This is a genomic window from Amycolatopsis minnesotensis (assembly GCF_039529815.1).
Classification (GTDB): Bacteria; Actinomycetota; Actinomycetes; order Mycobacteriales; family Pseudonocardiaceae; genus Amycolatopsis; species Amycolatopsis minnesotensis.
Window position 1 is genome coordinate 126,066 of record NZ_BAAANN010000012.1, and the last position, 14,467, is coordinate 140,532.

15 protein-coding genes are annotated in these 14,467 nt (G+C 70.1%); 8 read left to right on the forward strand and 7 right to left on the reverse strand.

Annotated features, from left to right (window positions below):
- Nucleotide 1: 1 nt before the first annotated feature.
- The 3 genes from ABD256_RS16905 to ABD256_RS16915 all read right to left on the reverse strand — a co-directional run bounded on the left by ABD256_RS16905 (nucleotide 2) and on the right by ABD256_RS16915 (nucleotide 3,966).
- The gene (locus ABD256_RS16905; RefSeq protein ID WP_344418930.1) at nucleotides 2–775 is read right to left on the reverse strand and encodes an ATP-binding cassette domain-containing protein; all 774 of its coding nucleotides are present in this window, start codon (nucleotides 773–775) and stop codon (nucleotides 2–4) included.
- Between the two features lie 93 nt (nucleotides 776–868).
- Nucleotides 869–2,014 (reverse strand): sugar ABC transporter substrate-binding protein, encoded by a 1,146-nt coding sequence (locus tag ABD256_RS16910; protein WP_344418933.1) that lies wholly within the window; start codon nucleotides 2,012–2,014, stop codon nucleotides 869–871.
- A gap of 197 nt (nucleotides 2,015–2,211) precedes the next feature.
- Nucleotides 2,212–3,966, reverse strand: a complete 1,755-nt coding sequence (locus ABD256_RS16915; RefSeq protein ID WP_344418936.1) for a DEAD/DEAH box helicase — start codon at nucleotides 3,964–3,966, stop codon at nucleotides 2,212–2,214.
- Between the two features lie 197 nt (nucleotides 3,967–4,163).
- Here ABD256_RS16915 and ABD256_RS16920 point away from each other — a divergent pair, with 197 nt between their 5' ends.
- Nucleotides 4,164–5,324: a YihY/virulence factor BrkB family protein gene (locus tag ABD256_RS16920; RefSeq protein WP_344418939.1), complete on the forward strand. Its 1,161-nt coding sequence runs from the start codon at nucleotides 4,164–4,166 to the stop codon at nucleotides 5,322–5,324.
- On the opposite strand, the gene ABD256_RS16925 is transcribed toward ABD256_RS16920, so the two are convergent.
- Both ABD256_RS16925 and ABD256_RS16930 read right to left on the reverse strand, forming a co-directional pair.
- Nucleotides 5,268–6,104, reverse strand: coding sequence for a hypothetical protein (locus ABD256_RS16925; protein ID WP_344418941.1), 837 nt, complete (start codon nucleotides 6,102–6,104; stop codon nucleotides 5,268–5,270). The two genes, ABD256_RS16920 and ABD256_RS16925, sit on opposite strands and share 57 nt — an antisense overlap.
- Before the next feature lie 101 nt (nucleotides 6,105–6,205).
- Nucleotides 6,206–6,448 (reverse strand): DUF3039 domain-containing protein, encoded by a 243-nt coding sequence (locus ABD256_RS16930; protein WP_344418944.1) that lies wholly within the window; start codon nucleotides 6,446–6,448, stop codon nucleotides 6,206–6,208.
- A 45-nt stretch (nucleotides 6,449–6,493) separates the two neighbouring features.
- On the opposite strand from ABD256_RS16930, the gene ABD256_RS16935 reads away from it, so the two are divergent.
- From ABD256_RS16935 to ABD256_RS16945, 3 genes are all read left to right on the forward strand, one after another.
- On the forward strand, nucleotides 6,494–7,393 hold the full coding sequence (locus ABD256_RS16935; RefSeq protein ID WP_344418946.1) for a pseudouridine-5'-phosphate glycosidase: 900 nt from the start codon (nucleotides 6,494–6,496) through the stop codon (nucleotides 7,391–7,393).
- On the forward strand, nucleotides 7,390–8,262 hold the full coding sequence (locus tag ABD256_RS16940) for a carbohydrate kinase family protein (RefSeq protein ID WP_344418949.1): 873 nt from the start codon (nucleotides 7,390–7,392) through the stop codon (nucleotides 8,260–8,262). Before ABD256_RS16935 ends, ABD256_RS16940 begins: the two co-directional genes overlap by 4 nt.
- A gap of 76 nt (nucleotides 8,263–8,338) precedes the next feature.
- On the forward strand, nucleotides 8,339–9,520 hold the full coding sequence (locus tag ABD256_RS16945; protein WP_344418951.1) for an alpha/beta hydrolase family protein: 1,182 nt from the start codon (nucleotides 8,339–8,341) through the stop codon (nucleotides 9,518–9,520).
- A gap of 341 nt (nucleotides 9,521–9,861) precedes the next feature.
- On the opposite strand, the gene ABD256_RS44405 is transcribed toward ABD256_RS16945, so the two are convergent.
- Both ABD256_RS44405 and ABD256_RS16950 read right to left on the reverse strand, forming a co-directional pair.
- Nucleotides 9,862–10,062: an SDR family oxidoreductase gene (locus tag ABD256_RS44405; RefSeq protein WP_425546462.1), complete on the reverse strand. Its 201-nt coding sequence runs from the start codon at nucleotides 10,060–10,062 to the stop codon at nucleotides 9,862–9,864.
- A 2-nt stretch (nucleotides 10,063–10,064) separates the two neighbouring features.
- Nucleotides 10,065–11,228, reverse strand: coding sequence for an FAD-dependent oxidoreductase (locus ABD256_RS16950; RefSeq protein WP_344418954.1), 1,164 nt, complete (start codon nucleotides 11,226–11,228; stop codon nucleotides 10,065–10,067).
- Nucleotides 11,229–11,454: 226 nt separating this feature from the next.
- On the opposite strand from ABD256_RS16950, the gene ABD256_RS16955 reads away from it, so the two are divergent.
- The 4 genes from ABD256_RS16955 to ABD256_RS16970 all read left to right on the forward strand — a co-directional run bounded on the left by ABD256_RS16955 (nucleotide 11,455) and on the right by ABD256_RS16970 (nucleotide 14,453).
- On the forward strand, nucleotides 11,455–12,165 hold the full coding sequence (locus ABD256_RS16955) for a PP2C family protein-serine/threonine phosphatase (protein WP_344418957.1): 711 nt from the start codon (nucleotides 11,455–11,457) through the stop codon (nucleotides 12,163–12,165).
- 111 nt (nucleotides 12,166–12,276) lie between these two features.
- Nucleotides 12,277–12,690 (forward strand): hypothetical protein, encoded by a 414-nt coding sequence (locus ABD256_RS16960; protein ID WP_344418960.1) that lies wholly within the window; start codon nucleotides 12,277–12,279, stop codon nucleotides 12,688–12,690.
- A gap of 222 nt (nucleotides 12,691–12,912) precedes the next feature.
- Nucleotides 12,913–13,707 carry an SDR family oxidoreductase gene (locus ABD256_RS16965; RefSeq protein WP_344418963.1) on the forward strand — a complete coding sequence of 265 codons (795 nt, stop codon included), beginning with the start codon at nucleotides 12,913–12,915 and terminating at the stop codon, nucleotides 13,705–13,707.
- Nucleotides 13,708–13,814: 107 nt separating this feature from the next.
- Complete coding sequence (locus tag ABD256_RS16970) at nucleotides 13,815–14,453, forward strand: class I SAM-dependent methyltransferase (RefSeq protein WP_344418966.1); 639 nt, start codon at nucleotides 13,815–13,817, stop codon at nucleotides 14,451–14,453.
- The last annotated feature ends 14 nt before the right edge of the window (nucleotides 14,454–14,467 follow it).

Sequence of the window (14,467 nt, forward strand, 5' to 3'; positions counted from 1 at the left end):
GTCACAGCGCGACGGCTTCGGGACGGGCGAGGCCGAGGTCGCCCGACCGGCCCGCGGTGATGAGTTCGACGACCTGACCGTGGGTCACGTCCTTCGTGGCGACATCGGCGACGAGCCTGCCGAGGTAGAGCACCGCGATCCGGTCGGCGACCTCGAAGACGTCGGCCATGTTGTGGCTGATCAGCACGACGCCGAGGCCCTGCTCGGCGAGGCGGCGCACGAGGTCGAGCACCTGGCGGGTCTGCGCGACGCCGAGCGCGGCGGTCGGCTCGTCGAGCAGCACCACCTTGCTCTCCCACAGCACGGACTTCGCGATCGCCACGGTCTGGCGCTGGCCGCCGGAGAGCGCGGAAACGGGCGTGCGAACGGATTTCACGGTGCGCACGGACAGCGACGCGAGCGTCTCGCGCGCGGCCTTCTCCATGCTGGCTTCGTCGAGCAGCCAGGAGTTCCCGCGCTCGCGGCCGAGGAACATGTTCTGCACGATGTCGAGGTTGTCGGCGAGCGCGAGATCCTGGTAGACGACCTCGATGCCGAGTTCGGCGGCGTCCTTGGGGCCGCGGATGTGCACCTGGTCGCCCGCGAAGCTCACCGTGCCGGAGTCCGACGGGTGGATGCCCGCGATGCACTTGACCAAAGTGGACTTCCCGGCGCCGTTGTCGCCGACGAGCGCGGTGACCTGGCCCGGCCGCACGGAGAAGTCCACGTCGTGCAGGACGTGGACGGGGCCGAAGCTCTTGTTCAGGTGTTTCAGGTCGAGAATCGGTTCACTCACTGCTTGTCCTTCTGCTGCGCGCAAAGAGAGCCGGACACCGGGGCGGGAGGCGACGTCGGGGGTATCGCCACCCGCCCCGGCTGCTTTCGGGTGCTACTTGATGCCGAGCTGCGCGCAGGCCGCGGCGAGGTCGCCACCGCAGATTTCCGACGCCTTGACGTAGCCCTCGTCGACGACCTTCTTGACGGTGTCCTTGACGGTCAGCTGCGGCTGCAGGAGCACGGACTTGACGTCGCGGTTGCCCTTAGGGTCCTTCGAGACCGCGGTGGCGATCGCGTTGGCGCCGTCCTTGTCGTTCTTGGCGAGCGCGGCGGCGAGGTTCGCGGCGTTCTCCGCCTCTTCCTTGATCGGCTTGAACACGCTCATGTACTGGTCGCCGCGCAGGATCGCCATCAGGCCGTCCGCGGTGGCGTCCTGGCCGGTGACCGGGACCTTGCCGTTGAGGCCGTTCTTCTTCAGCACGGTGATCACCGCGCCGGCGAGCCCGTCGTTGGCGGCCACGACACCGTCGACCTTGCCGCCGTTGCCGGTGAGGATGTTCTCGAAGGTGCTGCCGCCCTTCTGGTTGTCCCAGTCGTCGATGGGCTGGCTGCGCACGAGCTTGAGGTCGTTGGCGGCGTACTTCGCCTTCAGGACGCTCTGCTGCCCGTTGTAGAAGAGGGTGGCGTTGTTGTCCGTCGGCGCGCCCTCGATCTCGATGACCTGTGCGCCCTTCTTGTCCTTCAGCGCGTCGGCGAGGCCCTGGCCCTGCAGCGCGCCGACCTTCTCGTTGTCGAAGGAGACGTAGTAGTCGGAGCCGCCGCCGAGGTTGAGCCGGTCGTAGTCGATGGTCGGGATGCCCGCCGTCTTGGCCTTCGCCGCGACCGCGCTGCCGACCTCGCTGTTGATCGAGGCGATGACGAGCACCTTCACGCCCTGGGCGATCATGCCGTCGGCCAGTGTCGTGAACTTCTGGACGTCGCCCTGCGCGTTCTGCACGTCGGCGTCGAAGCCCTTCGCCTTGAGCGCCTGCTCGAGGTACGGCTTGTCGAACGCCTCCCACCTGGCGGAGGTGGCCGTTTCGGGGAGGATCACGCCGACCTTGCCGTTGGCACCGCCGCCGCTGCCGCTGCTGCTGTTCGACGAGCTGCTGCCGCCGCTGCTCCCGGAGTCGCTGTTGGCGCCGCACGCGGTGAGAGTGAGCGTGACACCGACCGCCGCTGCGATGAGAACAGTGCCCTTCCGGGTTCTCTTGCGCATCCGCTGTCCTTCCAGGTCCTGCCGACGGGCCTGGGATCCGGGCGGGCCCGGCGCACCGTCGCGCATATGTTGTGGGCGACAACATATGTTGCGGAGCGGCGGTGGGGAAGATTACTTAATCGATCCAGAACGCGACGTGCGGACACGGTTTGGCAACGACAGCAGATGACCGTATCCGCAGGTTGACGGGGTGGGATTCACCAAGAGCGGAGCGTGACGATGCGCTCCTCGAGCTGCTCCATGGTGGCCATCGCGGTCGGCGGCCCGCCGCACACCTTGCGCAGCTCGTTGTGGATCGCGCCGTGCGGCTTCCTGGTCCGGTGGTGGTACATGCCGACGAGCGCGTTCAGCTCCTTGCGCAGGCCCGCGATCCGCTCGCTGACCGGCTGCGGCTTCGGCTGGGCCTGCTCCGCCTGCTCCTCCGGCTTGCGCCGCTTGCCGTCCGCGAGCTGCTCCTCCTGGCGCTTGCGCAGCAGCGCGCGCACCTGGTCCGGTTCGAGCAGGCCGGGCAGGCCGAGGTACTCCTGCTCCTCGTCGGAACCGGAGAACACCGCGGTGCCGAACGAGTTGCCGTCGTAGATCACCTGGTCCAGCTCGGCGGACGCGCCGAGCGAGGTGAACGCCTTTTCTTCCTCGCCGGGCTCGTCCTCGGTGCGGTTCGCCGCGGCGAGCAGCTCGTCGTCCCAGCCGTCCTTCTCCCGGTGCGGCTTGCCGAGCACGTGGTCGCGCTGGGCTTCCAGCTCGCTCGCCAGCTCCAGCAGCACCGGCACGCTCGGCACGAAGACGCTCGCGGTCTCCCCCGGCTTGCGCGCACGCACGAACCGGCCGATGGCCTGCGCGAAGAACAGCGGCGTCGAGGCACTCGTCGCGTACACGCCGACAGCGAGCCTCGGCACGTCGACGCCTTCGGAAACCATGCGGACCGCGATGAGCCAGCGATCGTCCGACGAGGAGAACTCGCCGATCCGCTTGGACGCCTTCGGGTCGTCGGACAGCACTACCACCGGCTCCTCGCCGGAGATCCGCTGCAGGATCTTCGCGTAGGCGCGCGCCGAGTCCTGGTCGGTGGCGATCACCAGGCCGCCCGCGTCCGGGATGCCGCCGGCCCGGAGCTGGTTCAGCCGCGTGTCGGCCGCCTGGAGCACGGACGGGATCCACTCGCCCGCGGGGTCGAGCGCGGTGCGCCAGGCGCGCGCGTTCTGCTCCGCGGTGAGCGGTTCGCCGAGGCGCGCGGTGAACTCGTCACCCGCGCTCGTCCGCCACGAAGCCTCGCCCGAGTAGGCGAGGAAGACCACGGGACGGACCACGCCGTCGGCAAGCGCGTCGGAGTAGCCGTAGGAATGATCGGACCTGCTCCGCATCATCCCTTCACCGTCGGGCTCGTAGGTGACGAACGGGATCGGCGAATCGTCGCTGCGGAACGGGGTTCCGGTGAGCGCGAGCCTGCGCACGGCCGGGTGGAACGCCTCGCGGATCGCGTCACCCCACGACTTCGCGTCGCCGCCGTGGTGGATCTCGTCGAGGATGACCAGCGTCTTGCGGTTCTCCGTGCGCACCCTGTGCAGCGTCGGATGCGCGGCGACCTGCGCGTAGGTCAGCGCGACGCCCTGGAAGTCCGACGAGGTGACACCGGTGGTGTTGCGGAAGTTCGAGTCGATCGCGATCCCGGCGCCCGCCGCCGACACCGCCCACTGGTGCTTGAGGTGCTCGGTCGGGGTGACGATCGTGATCGACTCGATCGTCCGGTCCGAGAGCAGTTCGGCCGCGATGCGCAGGCCGAACACGGTCTTGCCCGCACCGGGCGTCGCCACCGCGAGGAAGTCCTGCGGCTTGCTGGTGAGGTACTTGGTCAGCGCGCGGCGCTGCCACGCGCGCAGCGGCCGCGCCGTCGAGTCCTGCTCCGCCGGCGGCGCGCCGAGTTCCGTCCGATTGCGTTGGGCCGTTTCCGACACGGGATACGTCCAACTCCTCTCGCGGCCTGCGACAACATGCGAATGCCCTCACGGAAAGTGAAGTGAGGGCGCTCCGAAGAGCCTACCCCGGACTCGGCCGCGGCGCGGGCAGCGGCACGGGTGATGTCCGCCAACTCACCGCGTTCAGGCGGGGCGACGAGCCAAAAGAACCGAAATGCACCATGCTGGACACTGCGATGGACGGAGCAGAAGAGGCTGAGGCGGGCGGGCGCGTACCGGGCCCCGCCGCGGTGAAGACGGCCCGCAAGGGCCCCCTGCGCTTGATCCAGCGCACCTTCAGCAAGGCGTGGGACGGCAACATCTTCTCCGAGGCCGCGGAGGCGGCGTTCTGGCAGACGCTGTCGCTCCCGCCGCTGCTGCTCGGGCTGCTCGGCAGCGTCGGCTACCTGTCCGACTGGTTCGGCCCGACACTGGTCACCTCGGTGCACGACCAGATCATCCGGTTCTGCCACCAGGTGTTCAGCCCGAACGCCGTGCAGGAGATCATCGAGCCGACCGTCAACAGCATCCTGAGCGTCGGCAAGGGCGAGATCGTCTCGGTCGGTTTCGTCATCTCGCTGTGGGCGGGTTCGTCCGCGATGTCGTCGTTCGTCGACGCGATCACCGTCGCCCACGACCAGTACGGCGTGCGCAACGAGGTGTGGCAACGGATCTTCGCGCTGCTGCTGTACGTGTGCGCGCTGGTGGCGCTGGTGATCGGGCTGCCGCTGCTGGCGATCGGCCCCGACCTGCTGCCGAAGTTCTTCCCCGCCGACTGGCGGCCGACCGTGTCGGACTGGGTGGGCACGCTCTACTACCCGATCCTTGGCGTGCTGATCGTGATCGCGCTCGCCACCCTCTACAAGCTCGCGCTGCCGAGGAAGCTGCCGTGGCACCGCGGCCTTCCCGGCGCGGTGCTGGCCATGGTGGTGTTCCTGCTCTCCAGCATCGGCCTGCGGATCTACCTGACCTGGATCACCAAGACCGGCTACACCTACGGCGCGCTGGCGGCGCCGATCGCGTTCCTGCTGCTGACCTTCTTCATCGGGCTCGCCGTGGTCGGCGGGGCCTACTTCAACAGCGCGATCCAGGAGCTGTGGCCGGCGAAGGCGACCAGGCGGCAGCGCCGGAAGTGGCGCCGCCTCGAACTGGAACGCGCCAACGAGCGGATGAAGTCCGAGGAGGGCAAGCGGCTCTGGGACCGGGCGACGCTGCCGCTGCGCCGCCCGGCGAAGCCGGAGGACGCCGAGTCGAACGGATCGGCGTCCGAGGACTCCGGGCAGGAGACGCCGCCGGAACCGTCAGGCGGCGCGGAACCGCCAGGTCTTGCTGTCGAACGCCGCGCAGATACTCGGTGACACCACGACGACGCGCAGCGTGCCGTCCCGCTCGTCGTAATCGATCCCCTCGGCCTCGAACTCGCCGCCGCAGCCGCTCTCCAGCGGGAGCTGACCGAGCGAGCGGACCTTCCCGGTGACGTCCGAGCCGTTCACCGGCGCGGAAAGATCCACCTGCAGCAACGGCTTGGTGACGCCGAACAGCTCGCCAGCGGGGTCGTCGGACGAGCAGAGCAGACGCGTCGCCGTGATGAAGTCACAGCCCTGGATGTCGCGCACCGGGTGATCGAGCCGGACCGCCGAGGCATAGGGCAGGTTCGCCTTCGGGTCGGTGAACGCGACACCGGGCATCGGGTGCACGAGCAGGCGGTCCATGGTGCCCCACTCGCCCGCGACGAGCCATCGGCCGTCCGGCGAGACCGCGGCGAACGAGTTGTTGTTCGCCTCCCACGATTCGAGGGCGTGCTGGTAGTCGGTGGTCTTCCCGTCGGGCGCCTGCACGCGGAAGAGCTTGGCGCCGCGATCGTCGCGCTGGTACGGCTCGACGTAGTAGCCGAGCGCCGAACCGGGGTCGCCGACGTGGTTCCAGCCCTGGGTGCGCAGGTCGAGCGGGACAGTGCCGATACCGGTGTAGCGGATCGTGGTGCCGCCCGGCCGGACGACGGTGGCGAGGCCCTGGCTCTCGTCCAGCGGGCGGGCGTGGTCGGAGCCGACGGTCACCCAGCCTTCGGCGGCCGACGCGGCCGGCGCGCCCATGACGAGCAGGGCCGCCACCGCGACCAGAGTTCCGAACCTGCGCATGAGGTCTCCGTCCCGTGCGTTCGCTTGGTGGGTTCTTACCTACCAGCGGCGCGCGGGACGGGGTAGCCGCCAAGTGAATACTTTTCACCTTGGCGGCGGGATCACTCGCCCGGCTTCAGCCCGTCGTAGATCTTCTTGCAGTCGGGGCACACCGGCGATCCCGGCTTGGCCGACTTCGTCACCGGGAAGACCTCACCGCACAGCGCCACCACGTGCGTGCCCATGACCGCGCTCTCCGCGATCTTGTTCTTGCGCACGTAGTGGAACATCTTCGGCGCGTCGTCATCGGAGGTGTCGGTGCCCTCGGGGCGCGTGTCGACCTCGGGCAAAGTCTGTGTACTCACCCCTCCATGATGCCTCAGATCCTTCCTCGGCGAGGATGTCCCCTCGTGACCAGTTCAATCACCGTCGCCGAGGAAGTCTCCGACGCGCTGACCAGCGGGCGCGCGGTCGTCGCGCTGGAAAGCACGCTGCTCTCGCACGGCCTGCCGCCGGGCCGGAACCTCACGGTGGCGCGGCGCCTCGAACAGGCCGTCCGCGACGCGGGCGCGGTGCCCGCGACCATCGCCGTCCTCGACGGACGGCCGCTCGCGGGACTGGCGAACGAGCAGCTCGAACGGGTGTGCGCCGAGGATCTGGCGAAGCTGTCGCTGCGCGACCTCGGGCCCGCGGCCGGGCTCGGGCTCTCCGGTGCGACGACGGTGGCGAGCACGAGCGCGCTCGCGCACGCGGCCGGAATCGGGGTGTTCGGCACCGGCGGGCTCGGCGGCGTGCACCTCGGCGCGGCGCAGACCTGGGACGTGTCCGCCGATCTCGGCGCGCTCGGCGCGCTGCCGACCGTGGTCGTGTGCTCCGGGGTGAAGTCGGTGCTCGACATCGCCGCGACGCTGGAGGTGCTGGAGACCAACTCGTTGCCGGTGCTCGGGTACCGCACGGACGACTTCCCCGCGTTCTACCTGCGCTCCTCCGGATATCCCGCGCCGTGGCGGGTGGACGATCCCGCCACCGCCGCGAAGGTGATCAGCGCGCACCGCGCGTACTCGGATTCGGGGGTGCTGGTGACGAACCCGGTTCCCGAAGAGTCCGAAATGGACAAGGACCTGCACGACCGGCTGCTCCGCGGCGGGCTCGACCTGCTCGCCGAGCGCGGGGTGCAGGGCTCCGAGGTGACCCCGGTGCTGCTGGAGCACTTCCACGAGGCGAGCGGCGGCGTGAGCCTCGACGCGAACGAGGCGCTCGTCCTGTCGAACGTGACGCTGGCCGCCGAAATCGCGGTGGCCCTCGCATGAGCGGGGTGATCGTGGTCGGGGACGCGGGCCTCGACGTGGTGGCCAGGCTCGACGGGCCGGTGGTGCACGGCGGTGACGTGCGGGCCGGGATCCGGTTCACCGGCGGCGGCTCCGGCGCGAACACCGCGCTGTGGCTGCGCGCGTGCGGGGTCGAGCCGACGCTGGTGGCCCGCATCGGCGACGACGCGGGCGGGCGGCTGATCCGGTCCGAGCTGGAGGCCGCCGGGGTGCGCTGCGCGTTCACCGTCGACCCGGACGCGGCGACGTGCTGCGTGGTGGTGCTGGTCGACCGCGCCGACGGCCAGCGCAGCATGCTCGCCGACCGCGGCGCGAACGCCCGCTTCTCCCCCGCCGACGTCGATGCCTCGGTCCTCGCGGGCGCCCGTCACCTGCACCTTTCCGGTTACGTGCTGCTCGACCCGTCGTCGCGGCCCGCCGGCATCGCCTCGCTCGCGGCGGCCAAGGAAGCGGGCCTCACAACGTCCGTCGATCCGCAGGCGGCCGCGCACATCAAGGACCCCGCCGCGTTCCTCGACGACGTGCGCGGCGTGGACCTGCTGATGCCGAACTCCGAGGAGCTGGAAGCGCTCACCGGCTCGCGGGACGTGTCGGCGGCGAAGTCGCTGCTGGAAGCGGCGGGCTCGGTCGTGCTGACGGCGGGGATGAACGGCGCGTCCTGGATCGACGGCGACGGAGTCACGAGCGTGCCGGCGGAACCGGCCGACTGCGTCGACTCCACGGGTGCCGGTGACGCGTTCGACGCGGGCGTGCTGTCGTCGTGGCTCGCCGGTGAGTCCACTGTGGACGTTCTGCGGCGCGGCGTGTCGTACGGGGCGCGCGCGGTGCGCAAGCTCGGCCCGCAGCCGTGAGGTAGGGCCGGCCCCACGCCGCCTCCGGTGGTCCGCCCCCGTGTCCTCGCGCGGCGGCGATCGTAGTTTCGGTGCGGTGAAGCCAACCAAGCGAAGAATCTTCTGCGCGGTCCTGGTCAGCGCGGCCGTGGCGACGTCGGGGGTCGCCACGGCAGCACCGGCCAGGACGGGCTGCCGTGGCGCACTGCTCTCGTCCACCGTCGTCGACCGGATCCCCGCGGACAAGGTCGGCGAGTACCTGCGCAAGGCCGATCTCGACCCGTCGCGGGCGAGGTTCGGGGTGATCGCCGAGCGGATCGAGTACCGCACGGTCGGCGTGGACGGCCGCCCGACCGTCGCGAGCGGCCTGGTCGCACGGCCGGACGGGAACCCCGTGGCGGCCGATCTGGTGTCCTGGGCGCACGGCACGATGATCTACCGGGGTTACGCCCCCTCGGTCAGCTCGACCGACAGCACCCGCTCGTACGCCGCGTTGTTCGCCTCCGCGGGCTACGTCACCTCCGCACCGGACTACCTCGGGCTGGGCACCGGTCCCGGCGCCCACCCGTACCTGGACGTCAACTCGGAAACCACGGCCTCGATCGACGCGCTGCGGGCGACGAAGCAGCTCGCCGCCCGCGAACGCGTGCGGACCACCGACCGGGTGCTGGCCACCGGTTTCTCCCAGGGCGGCCCGGCGGCGATGGCACTCGGGCGAGCCCTTTCGCGTGGCGCCGACCCGCACCTGAAGCTCGCCGCGCTGGCCCCGATCAGCGGGCCGTACGCCCTGAGCGACGTCGTCGCGAAGGCGCTGTCCGACGAAATCTCGGACGCCACCGCCTACACGTCGTACTTCACGGTGGCGTGGAACCGGTTGCACCACCTGTACGACTCGCCCGCGGAGGCGTTCCGCGACCCGGCGATCGTGGCGCTCTTCGACGGGAACCACCCCGATCACGAGGTGTTCCCCAAGCTGCCCACCACCGTCGGCGAACTGCTGACGCCGCAGTTCATCGAAAAACTGAAGCACCCGACGGGCGAGCTGCGGCGCGCGCTGCGGGTGGCCGACGCGACATGCGACTGGCGGCCGGGCGTCCCGGTGCGCCTCTTCGCCGCGAGCGGGGACCACACGGTACCGATCTCGAACTCGCGCACCTGCGCCGAGCGGCTGCGGGAAAACCACGGCACGGCGGAGGTCGTCGACGTCGGCGCGGTCGACCACCTCCCGTCGGCGAAGCGGGCCAGCTCGCAGATATTGGCTCTGTTCCAAGCCGCGTGACCTCCACGCACTGGTACTTCGCCCCGGCGGATGCTGCCCGTCGTGGCAGCATCCGCCGGGCCCCGAAGGTGGCCCTGAGGGAATCTGACGCCGCGATCTCGCCCCTCACGGCGCGCGGCGGGGTGCTGCTGATGCCCTGAAGGTGCCCTTCACAGCATCACATTCCCCCAAGGGCCCCTTCACGGCATGCGGCCCCAGACCTCACCTTCACCCCTACCGGAGAATCCTTCGGGGACATAGCCCAGCTTGTGCCGTCCGCCGAATGCGCGGCGCGGGCGCCGATGATTCATCGATCGCCGCCGTCAGCGCCGGGATTCGCATCGCCTCGCCGGTCAGGCCGGTCAGGATCTTCGCGAACCGGGAACGGGCCAGCCGTTTCTACCCGCACCGCCGTCCACCAGGTAGTCGTGCCCGGTCATGCTGGCCGCCAACGGGGACGCCAGGTAGGCCACCAGTGACGCGACCTGCTCGGGCGTGGAGCGCGGGTTGGGCGGGACACACCGGCCGCAGCATCGGGACCGAGGCGGCCCGCCTCTGACCAATGTCAGCTTTCCGGTAACGGGTCCTGGCCGAGGTAGTGCTGCCCGTTGTGGGCGCCCTCGCGCACCTTCGCGAAGCCGTACTCGATCATCTCCGACTCGTACTTCCGCAGTGCCACCAGCGGATCGCCACCGCCGGAAAGCAACGACGCCAGCAGATCCGCGTCCCACAGCGCCGCGCACGCTCCCGAGCCCGCCGCCGGGCTCATCGCGTGGATGGCATCACCGAGCAGCGTCACGTTCGTGGTGGGCCACGGGTCGATGGGCACGCTGCAGCGCAGGGACAGCACGAACACCGATTCCGGGTCGCACTGCGCCACGATCTCGCGCACGCGCGGGTGCCAGTCGCGGACCCCGCGCGTGATCAGCGCGTGGAGATCCGGGCCCGGCAGCGTGCGCAGATCGGCGAAATCGCGCTCGAACCAGTCGTGTCGCGCGCTGAAGGAGCACGTCATGTAGTTCGACACGGGACGCACTTCGACGCCGGCCCGCGCCGCTGCCCGGTGAGGTGACTCGGGGAACTCCACGGGAGCGACCCCCGCGCGAGTGCGGTCCGGCCCGGCGATGGCGGTGAAGATCCCGAACATCCGGTCGTCGAACAGCCCCCGCGTCCGATCGTCGAGCGGGATGCGGCCGTAGAGCTGGTACACGCCGGTGTCGAAGATCCGCGCGTGCGGCAGGTACTGGCGGCGCACCGCGGAGTTGATGCCGTCCGCCGCGACCAGTACGTCGGCCGTGCTCTCGGTGCCGTCCGCGAACCGCGCCGTGACGGAGCCGGGTTCGCTCCGGTACCCGGTCAGCTCCTTGCCGAACTCGACCGAGTCCGCCAGCCCGGCGAACAGGATCTGGCGCAGCACGAGCCGGTCGACGGAGACGTCTCCCGGCCCCTCGATCTCCCCGGTCACCAGGGGCTCGAGCTGATCGTCCAGCATCATGAACCGCGGCGGCACCGGCGAGTACGCGGTGGCGTCGAACAGCTCCATCAGCTTCGGCGGCAGCATTCTGCGCAACCCTTGCACGGCCCGGCCGTCGAGGTGCAGCCGGTAGCCCTGCTGACGCGACGCCAACGCGGCGTCCCGCTCATGAACGGTCACGTCGATCCCCGCGGCCTTGAGCCCCTGAGCGAGCGCCAGCCCGCCGAGCCCCGCACCGATGACAGCAACGCGCATCACGACCACTTCCCCTTCACACACGACGGTTCGAAGGGACGCACAGGTCACTTCCCCGCGGGGAGGTGGTGCTGCACGAGGCGCTTTCCGGACTAACCCATACCGGACCATGGTCTTCGCGCGTCCGCCCGGCCAGCGTAGCGAAAACAAAGAAATCCTTCACACTCGTCACAGGCTGGCCACAGGAAGCGCGGTGATCCTGGAGGCATCCACCAAGGAGGTCGCGATGCCAGCCGAACGCTCCTTCCCCGCCCGTACCGCGAGCCTGCGCGGGCCCCGCGCGGTCAACGCCGACGCGGTCGGCGCCTTCACCGATCCATTGACCGGTTCCACCGTGGTCGCGCTCGCCGACGGTGTCGGCGACGACGCGGCGGCCTCCCGCGCGGCACGGCTCGCCGCCTCCGCCGCGGCCCGCACGCCCGCCCAGCTCGGCCCGGTCGTGGCGATCAAGGCCGCGCAGGCCGCCGTCACCGCCGATCCGACCGCGGGCGACTGCGTGCTCGTCGTCGCGATGCCGACGCCGGACGGCGGCTTCCGGATCGGTTGGGTCGGCGACGCGCGCGCCCACGCCTGGGACGGGCAGCGCCTGCACCCGCTGACCGTCGACCACACGCTGGCCCAGTTCTTCCGCACCCGCGACCAGCCCACGACACCGCAGATGGAGCACATCGTCACCACCAGCGTCCGCACCGCGGCGCCGAAGCGGTTCGGGCTGACGCACGTCGCGGGCCCGGCCGGCATCCTGCTCACCAGCGACGGTGTGCACAAGCGCCTCACCGCCGAAACCATGGCCGAGGTGCTGACGGGCGGATCGATTTCCGCGCTCGTCGAAACCGCCATCACGGTCGGCGGCTCGGACAACGCCACCGCCATCGTCGTCGACCCGCCGCCGAACGCCGAAGGACCGACCGTCGCCTTCCACCTCGCGGCCGCTTGACCCTTTTGGCTGGTCACCAAGGCTGTATCGACCCCGCCTCTTCCCGACGGGCGAGTCACGGTTCATACTCGACCGGGTACTTACCGTGGCATCGACGGCGGGGAGCACGGGATGAAGAAGGTCTTGGCGACGCTCGCCGCCACCTGCCTCGGGGTGGCCGCGTGCTCCGCTCCTCCGGCGCCCGCACCGCCCGCCGCGCCTCCTGCTCCGCCCCCGGTTTCACACCCGCAAGCCGCGCCTCCCGTCCACCATCAGGTGACGGTGAAGGTGCGCGGGCCGGTCGGTTCGGTGTTCAGGGTGTCCGGCGCGGTGTTCGGGAACACCGGCCTCGTCGACATGCCAGGAAACGGCGAGGACTCGGCGTCCTTCGCGACCGAGGACACCGGCAACCTCGGCCTGAGCGTGAGCGTGATGGCAGGCCCGGACCCGCGCGGCTGCATCATCGAAATCGACGGAGCGGCGGTCGTCACGCAGACCGCGCAGCCGGAGTACCCGGTCACCTGCACGACCGATCGCGCGGCCTGAGGGTTCTCGTCGACCCTGTTCTCGGCACCCGCAATTCCTGAACCAATTTCGCCTCGCGTCCGCAAACAACTGTTTTTCCTAGCAGCGCAACGGTTTCACCCCCTGATCCGAAGTGGACATGGGGGCTCTGGCAGTACCCGTATCACAAGGGTCTCCCTGCCGCAGGCGAGCCCGCCTAACTTGGTGTGACAGGTTCTCAGTCATACAGAGGAGAAGCGGCAAGTGGTAGACAACCAATTCACAACGCAGGCAGAACTCTTCGATCTGCGTGGAAAGCGCGCGCTCGTCACCGGTGGCACCAGGGGCATCGGGATGATGATCGCGCGTGGCCTTCTCCAGGCGGGCGCCCGCCTGGTCATCAGCTCACGCAACGCGGAAGCGTGCGCTCAGGCGCAGGAACAGCTGTCCGAATTCGGTGAGGTGCGGGCCATTCCGGCCGATCTGTCCCGCCACGACGAGTGCCGGCGACTGTCCGACCTCGTCACCGCCGGCTCGGAGCGTCTCGACGTCCTCGTCAACAACGCGGGCGCCATCTGGGACGAGCCGCTGGCGACCTTCCCGGACGCGGCCTGGGACACGGTCGTCGATCTCAACCTGAAGTCGCCGTTCTGGCTGGTCCAGGCGCTGCTACCGGCACTTCGCAGTGCGGGCACCGCCGACGATCCCGCGCGGATCATCAACATCGGCAGCATCGCCGCCATCCACATCCCCCAGCGGCCCAACTACTCGTACTCCAGCAGCAAGGCCGCACTGCATCAACTCACCAGAGTGCTCGCCAGGGAACTGGGACCGCAGCACGTCACCGTGAACGCCGTGGCGCCGGGACCGTTCCCGTCGACGATGATGGCGGCAACCCTCGACGAGTTCGGCGAGGCGATCGCGGCATCGGCCCCACTGCGCCGGATCGGCCGCGACGACGACATGGCGGGGGTCGCCGTGTTCCTCGCCAGCCGGGCAGGCGCATACCTGACGGGCGCCGTGATCCCCGTCGACGGCGGCATCGCCACAACCGCGTAGGCCGGGCGAGAACATCATCGAACCGGCACCAGGCACGGTGATCAGCCTTTCGATATGGCTGGTCCGATCCCGCTCGACCAGAAGGCATGGGGTCTACCGTGGTTCCGGTGAGCAGTTTCGAGTGGAGCCACAACGACTTCTACCATCGCCTGCTGCTGGGGCACCTGCCGCGCGGGTGTGCGCGGGTGCTCGATGTCGGGTGCGGGGCCGGGAAGTTCGCGGCGGCGTTGGCCGGCCGGGTCGGGCGGGTCGATGCGATCGACCGCTCGGCGGTGATGATCGAGGCCGCGGAGGCAGCGACCCCGGACAACGTCACCTGCGTTCTCGGCGACTTCCTGCAGCACGAGTTCCCCGAGCGCAGCTACGACGCGATCTTCTCCGTGACCGCGATCCACCACATGCCGCTCGAAGACGTGTTGTCGCGCATGGCCGCGCTGCTGCGGCCGGGCGGGGTGCTCGCCGCGATCGCGCTGCCGAAATCCGATCTGCCGCGCGAGCTTCCGGTCGAACTGGTCGCGGCGGCGGGGCAGCGGGTGTTCGGGCTCGGCTTCGCGGCGGCGCGCGCACTGGGTCGCGGCGGCTGGTACGTGCGCGATCCCGAACACGAGACGATGCCCGTGGTCCTCGACCCGCCGCTGACCACCCGCGCGGTGAAAACGACGGCGGCCGGGGTCCTGCCCGGGGTGCGAGTGCGGCGGCTCGTCTTCTGGCGGTACCTGCTCACCTGGCGGAAGCCCGAGGTGTAAAGAGCCATCGTTCG

Excerpts from the sequence above, each read along its gene's own strand:
- ABD256_RS16910 (WP_344418933.1), bottom strand. The coding sequence starts at position 2,014 with ATGCGCAAGAGAACCCGGAAGGGCACTGTTCTCATCGCAGCGGCGGTC.
- ABD256_RS16920 (WP_344418939.1), top strand. The coding sequence starts at position 4,164 with ATGGACGGAGCAGAAGAGGCTGAGGCGGGCGGGCGCGTACCGGGCCCC.
- ABD256_RS16925 (WP_344418941.1), bottom strand. The coding sequence starts at position 6,104 with ATGCGCAGGTTCGGAACTCTGGTCGCGGTGGCGGCCCTGCTCGTCATG.
- ABD256_RS16940 (WP_344418949.1), top strand. The coding sequence starts at position 7,390 with ATGAGCGGGGTGATCGTGGTCGGGGACGCGGGCCTCGACGTGGTGGCC.
- ABD256_RS16950 (WP_344418954.1), bottom strand. The coding sequence starts at position 11,228 with ATGCGCGTTGCTGTCATCGGTGCGGGGCTCGGCGGGCTGGCGCTCGCT.
- ABD256_RS16955 (WP_344418957.1), top strand. The coding sequence starts at position 11,455 with ATGCCAGCCGAACGCTCCTTCCCCGCCCGTACCGCGAGCCTGCGCGGG.
- ABD256_RS16960 (WP_344418960.1), top strand. The coding sequence starts at position 12,277 with ATGAAGAAGGTCTTGGCGACGCTCGCCGCCACCTGCCTCGGGGTGGCC.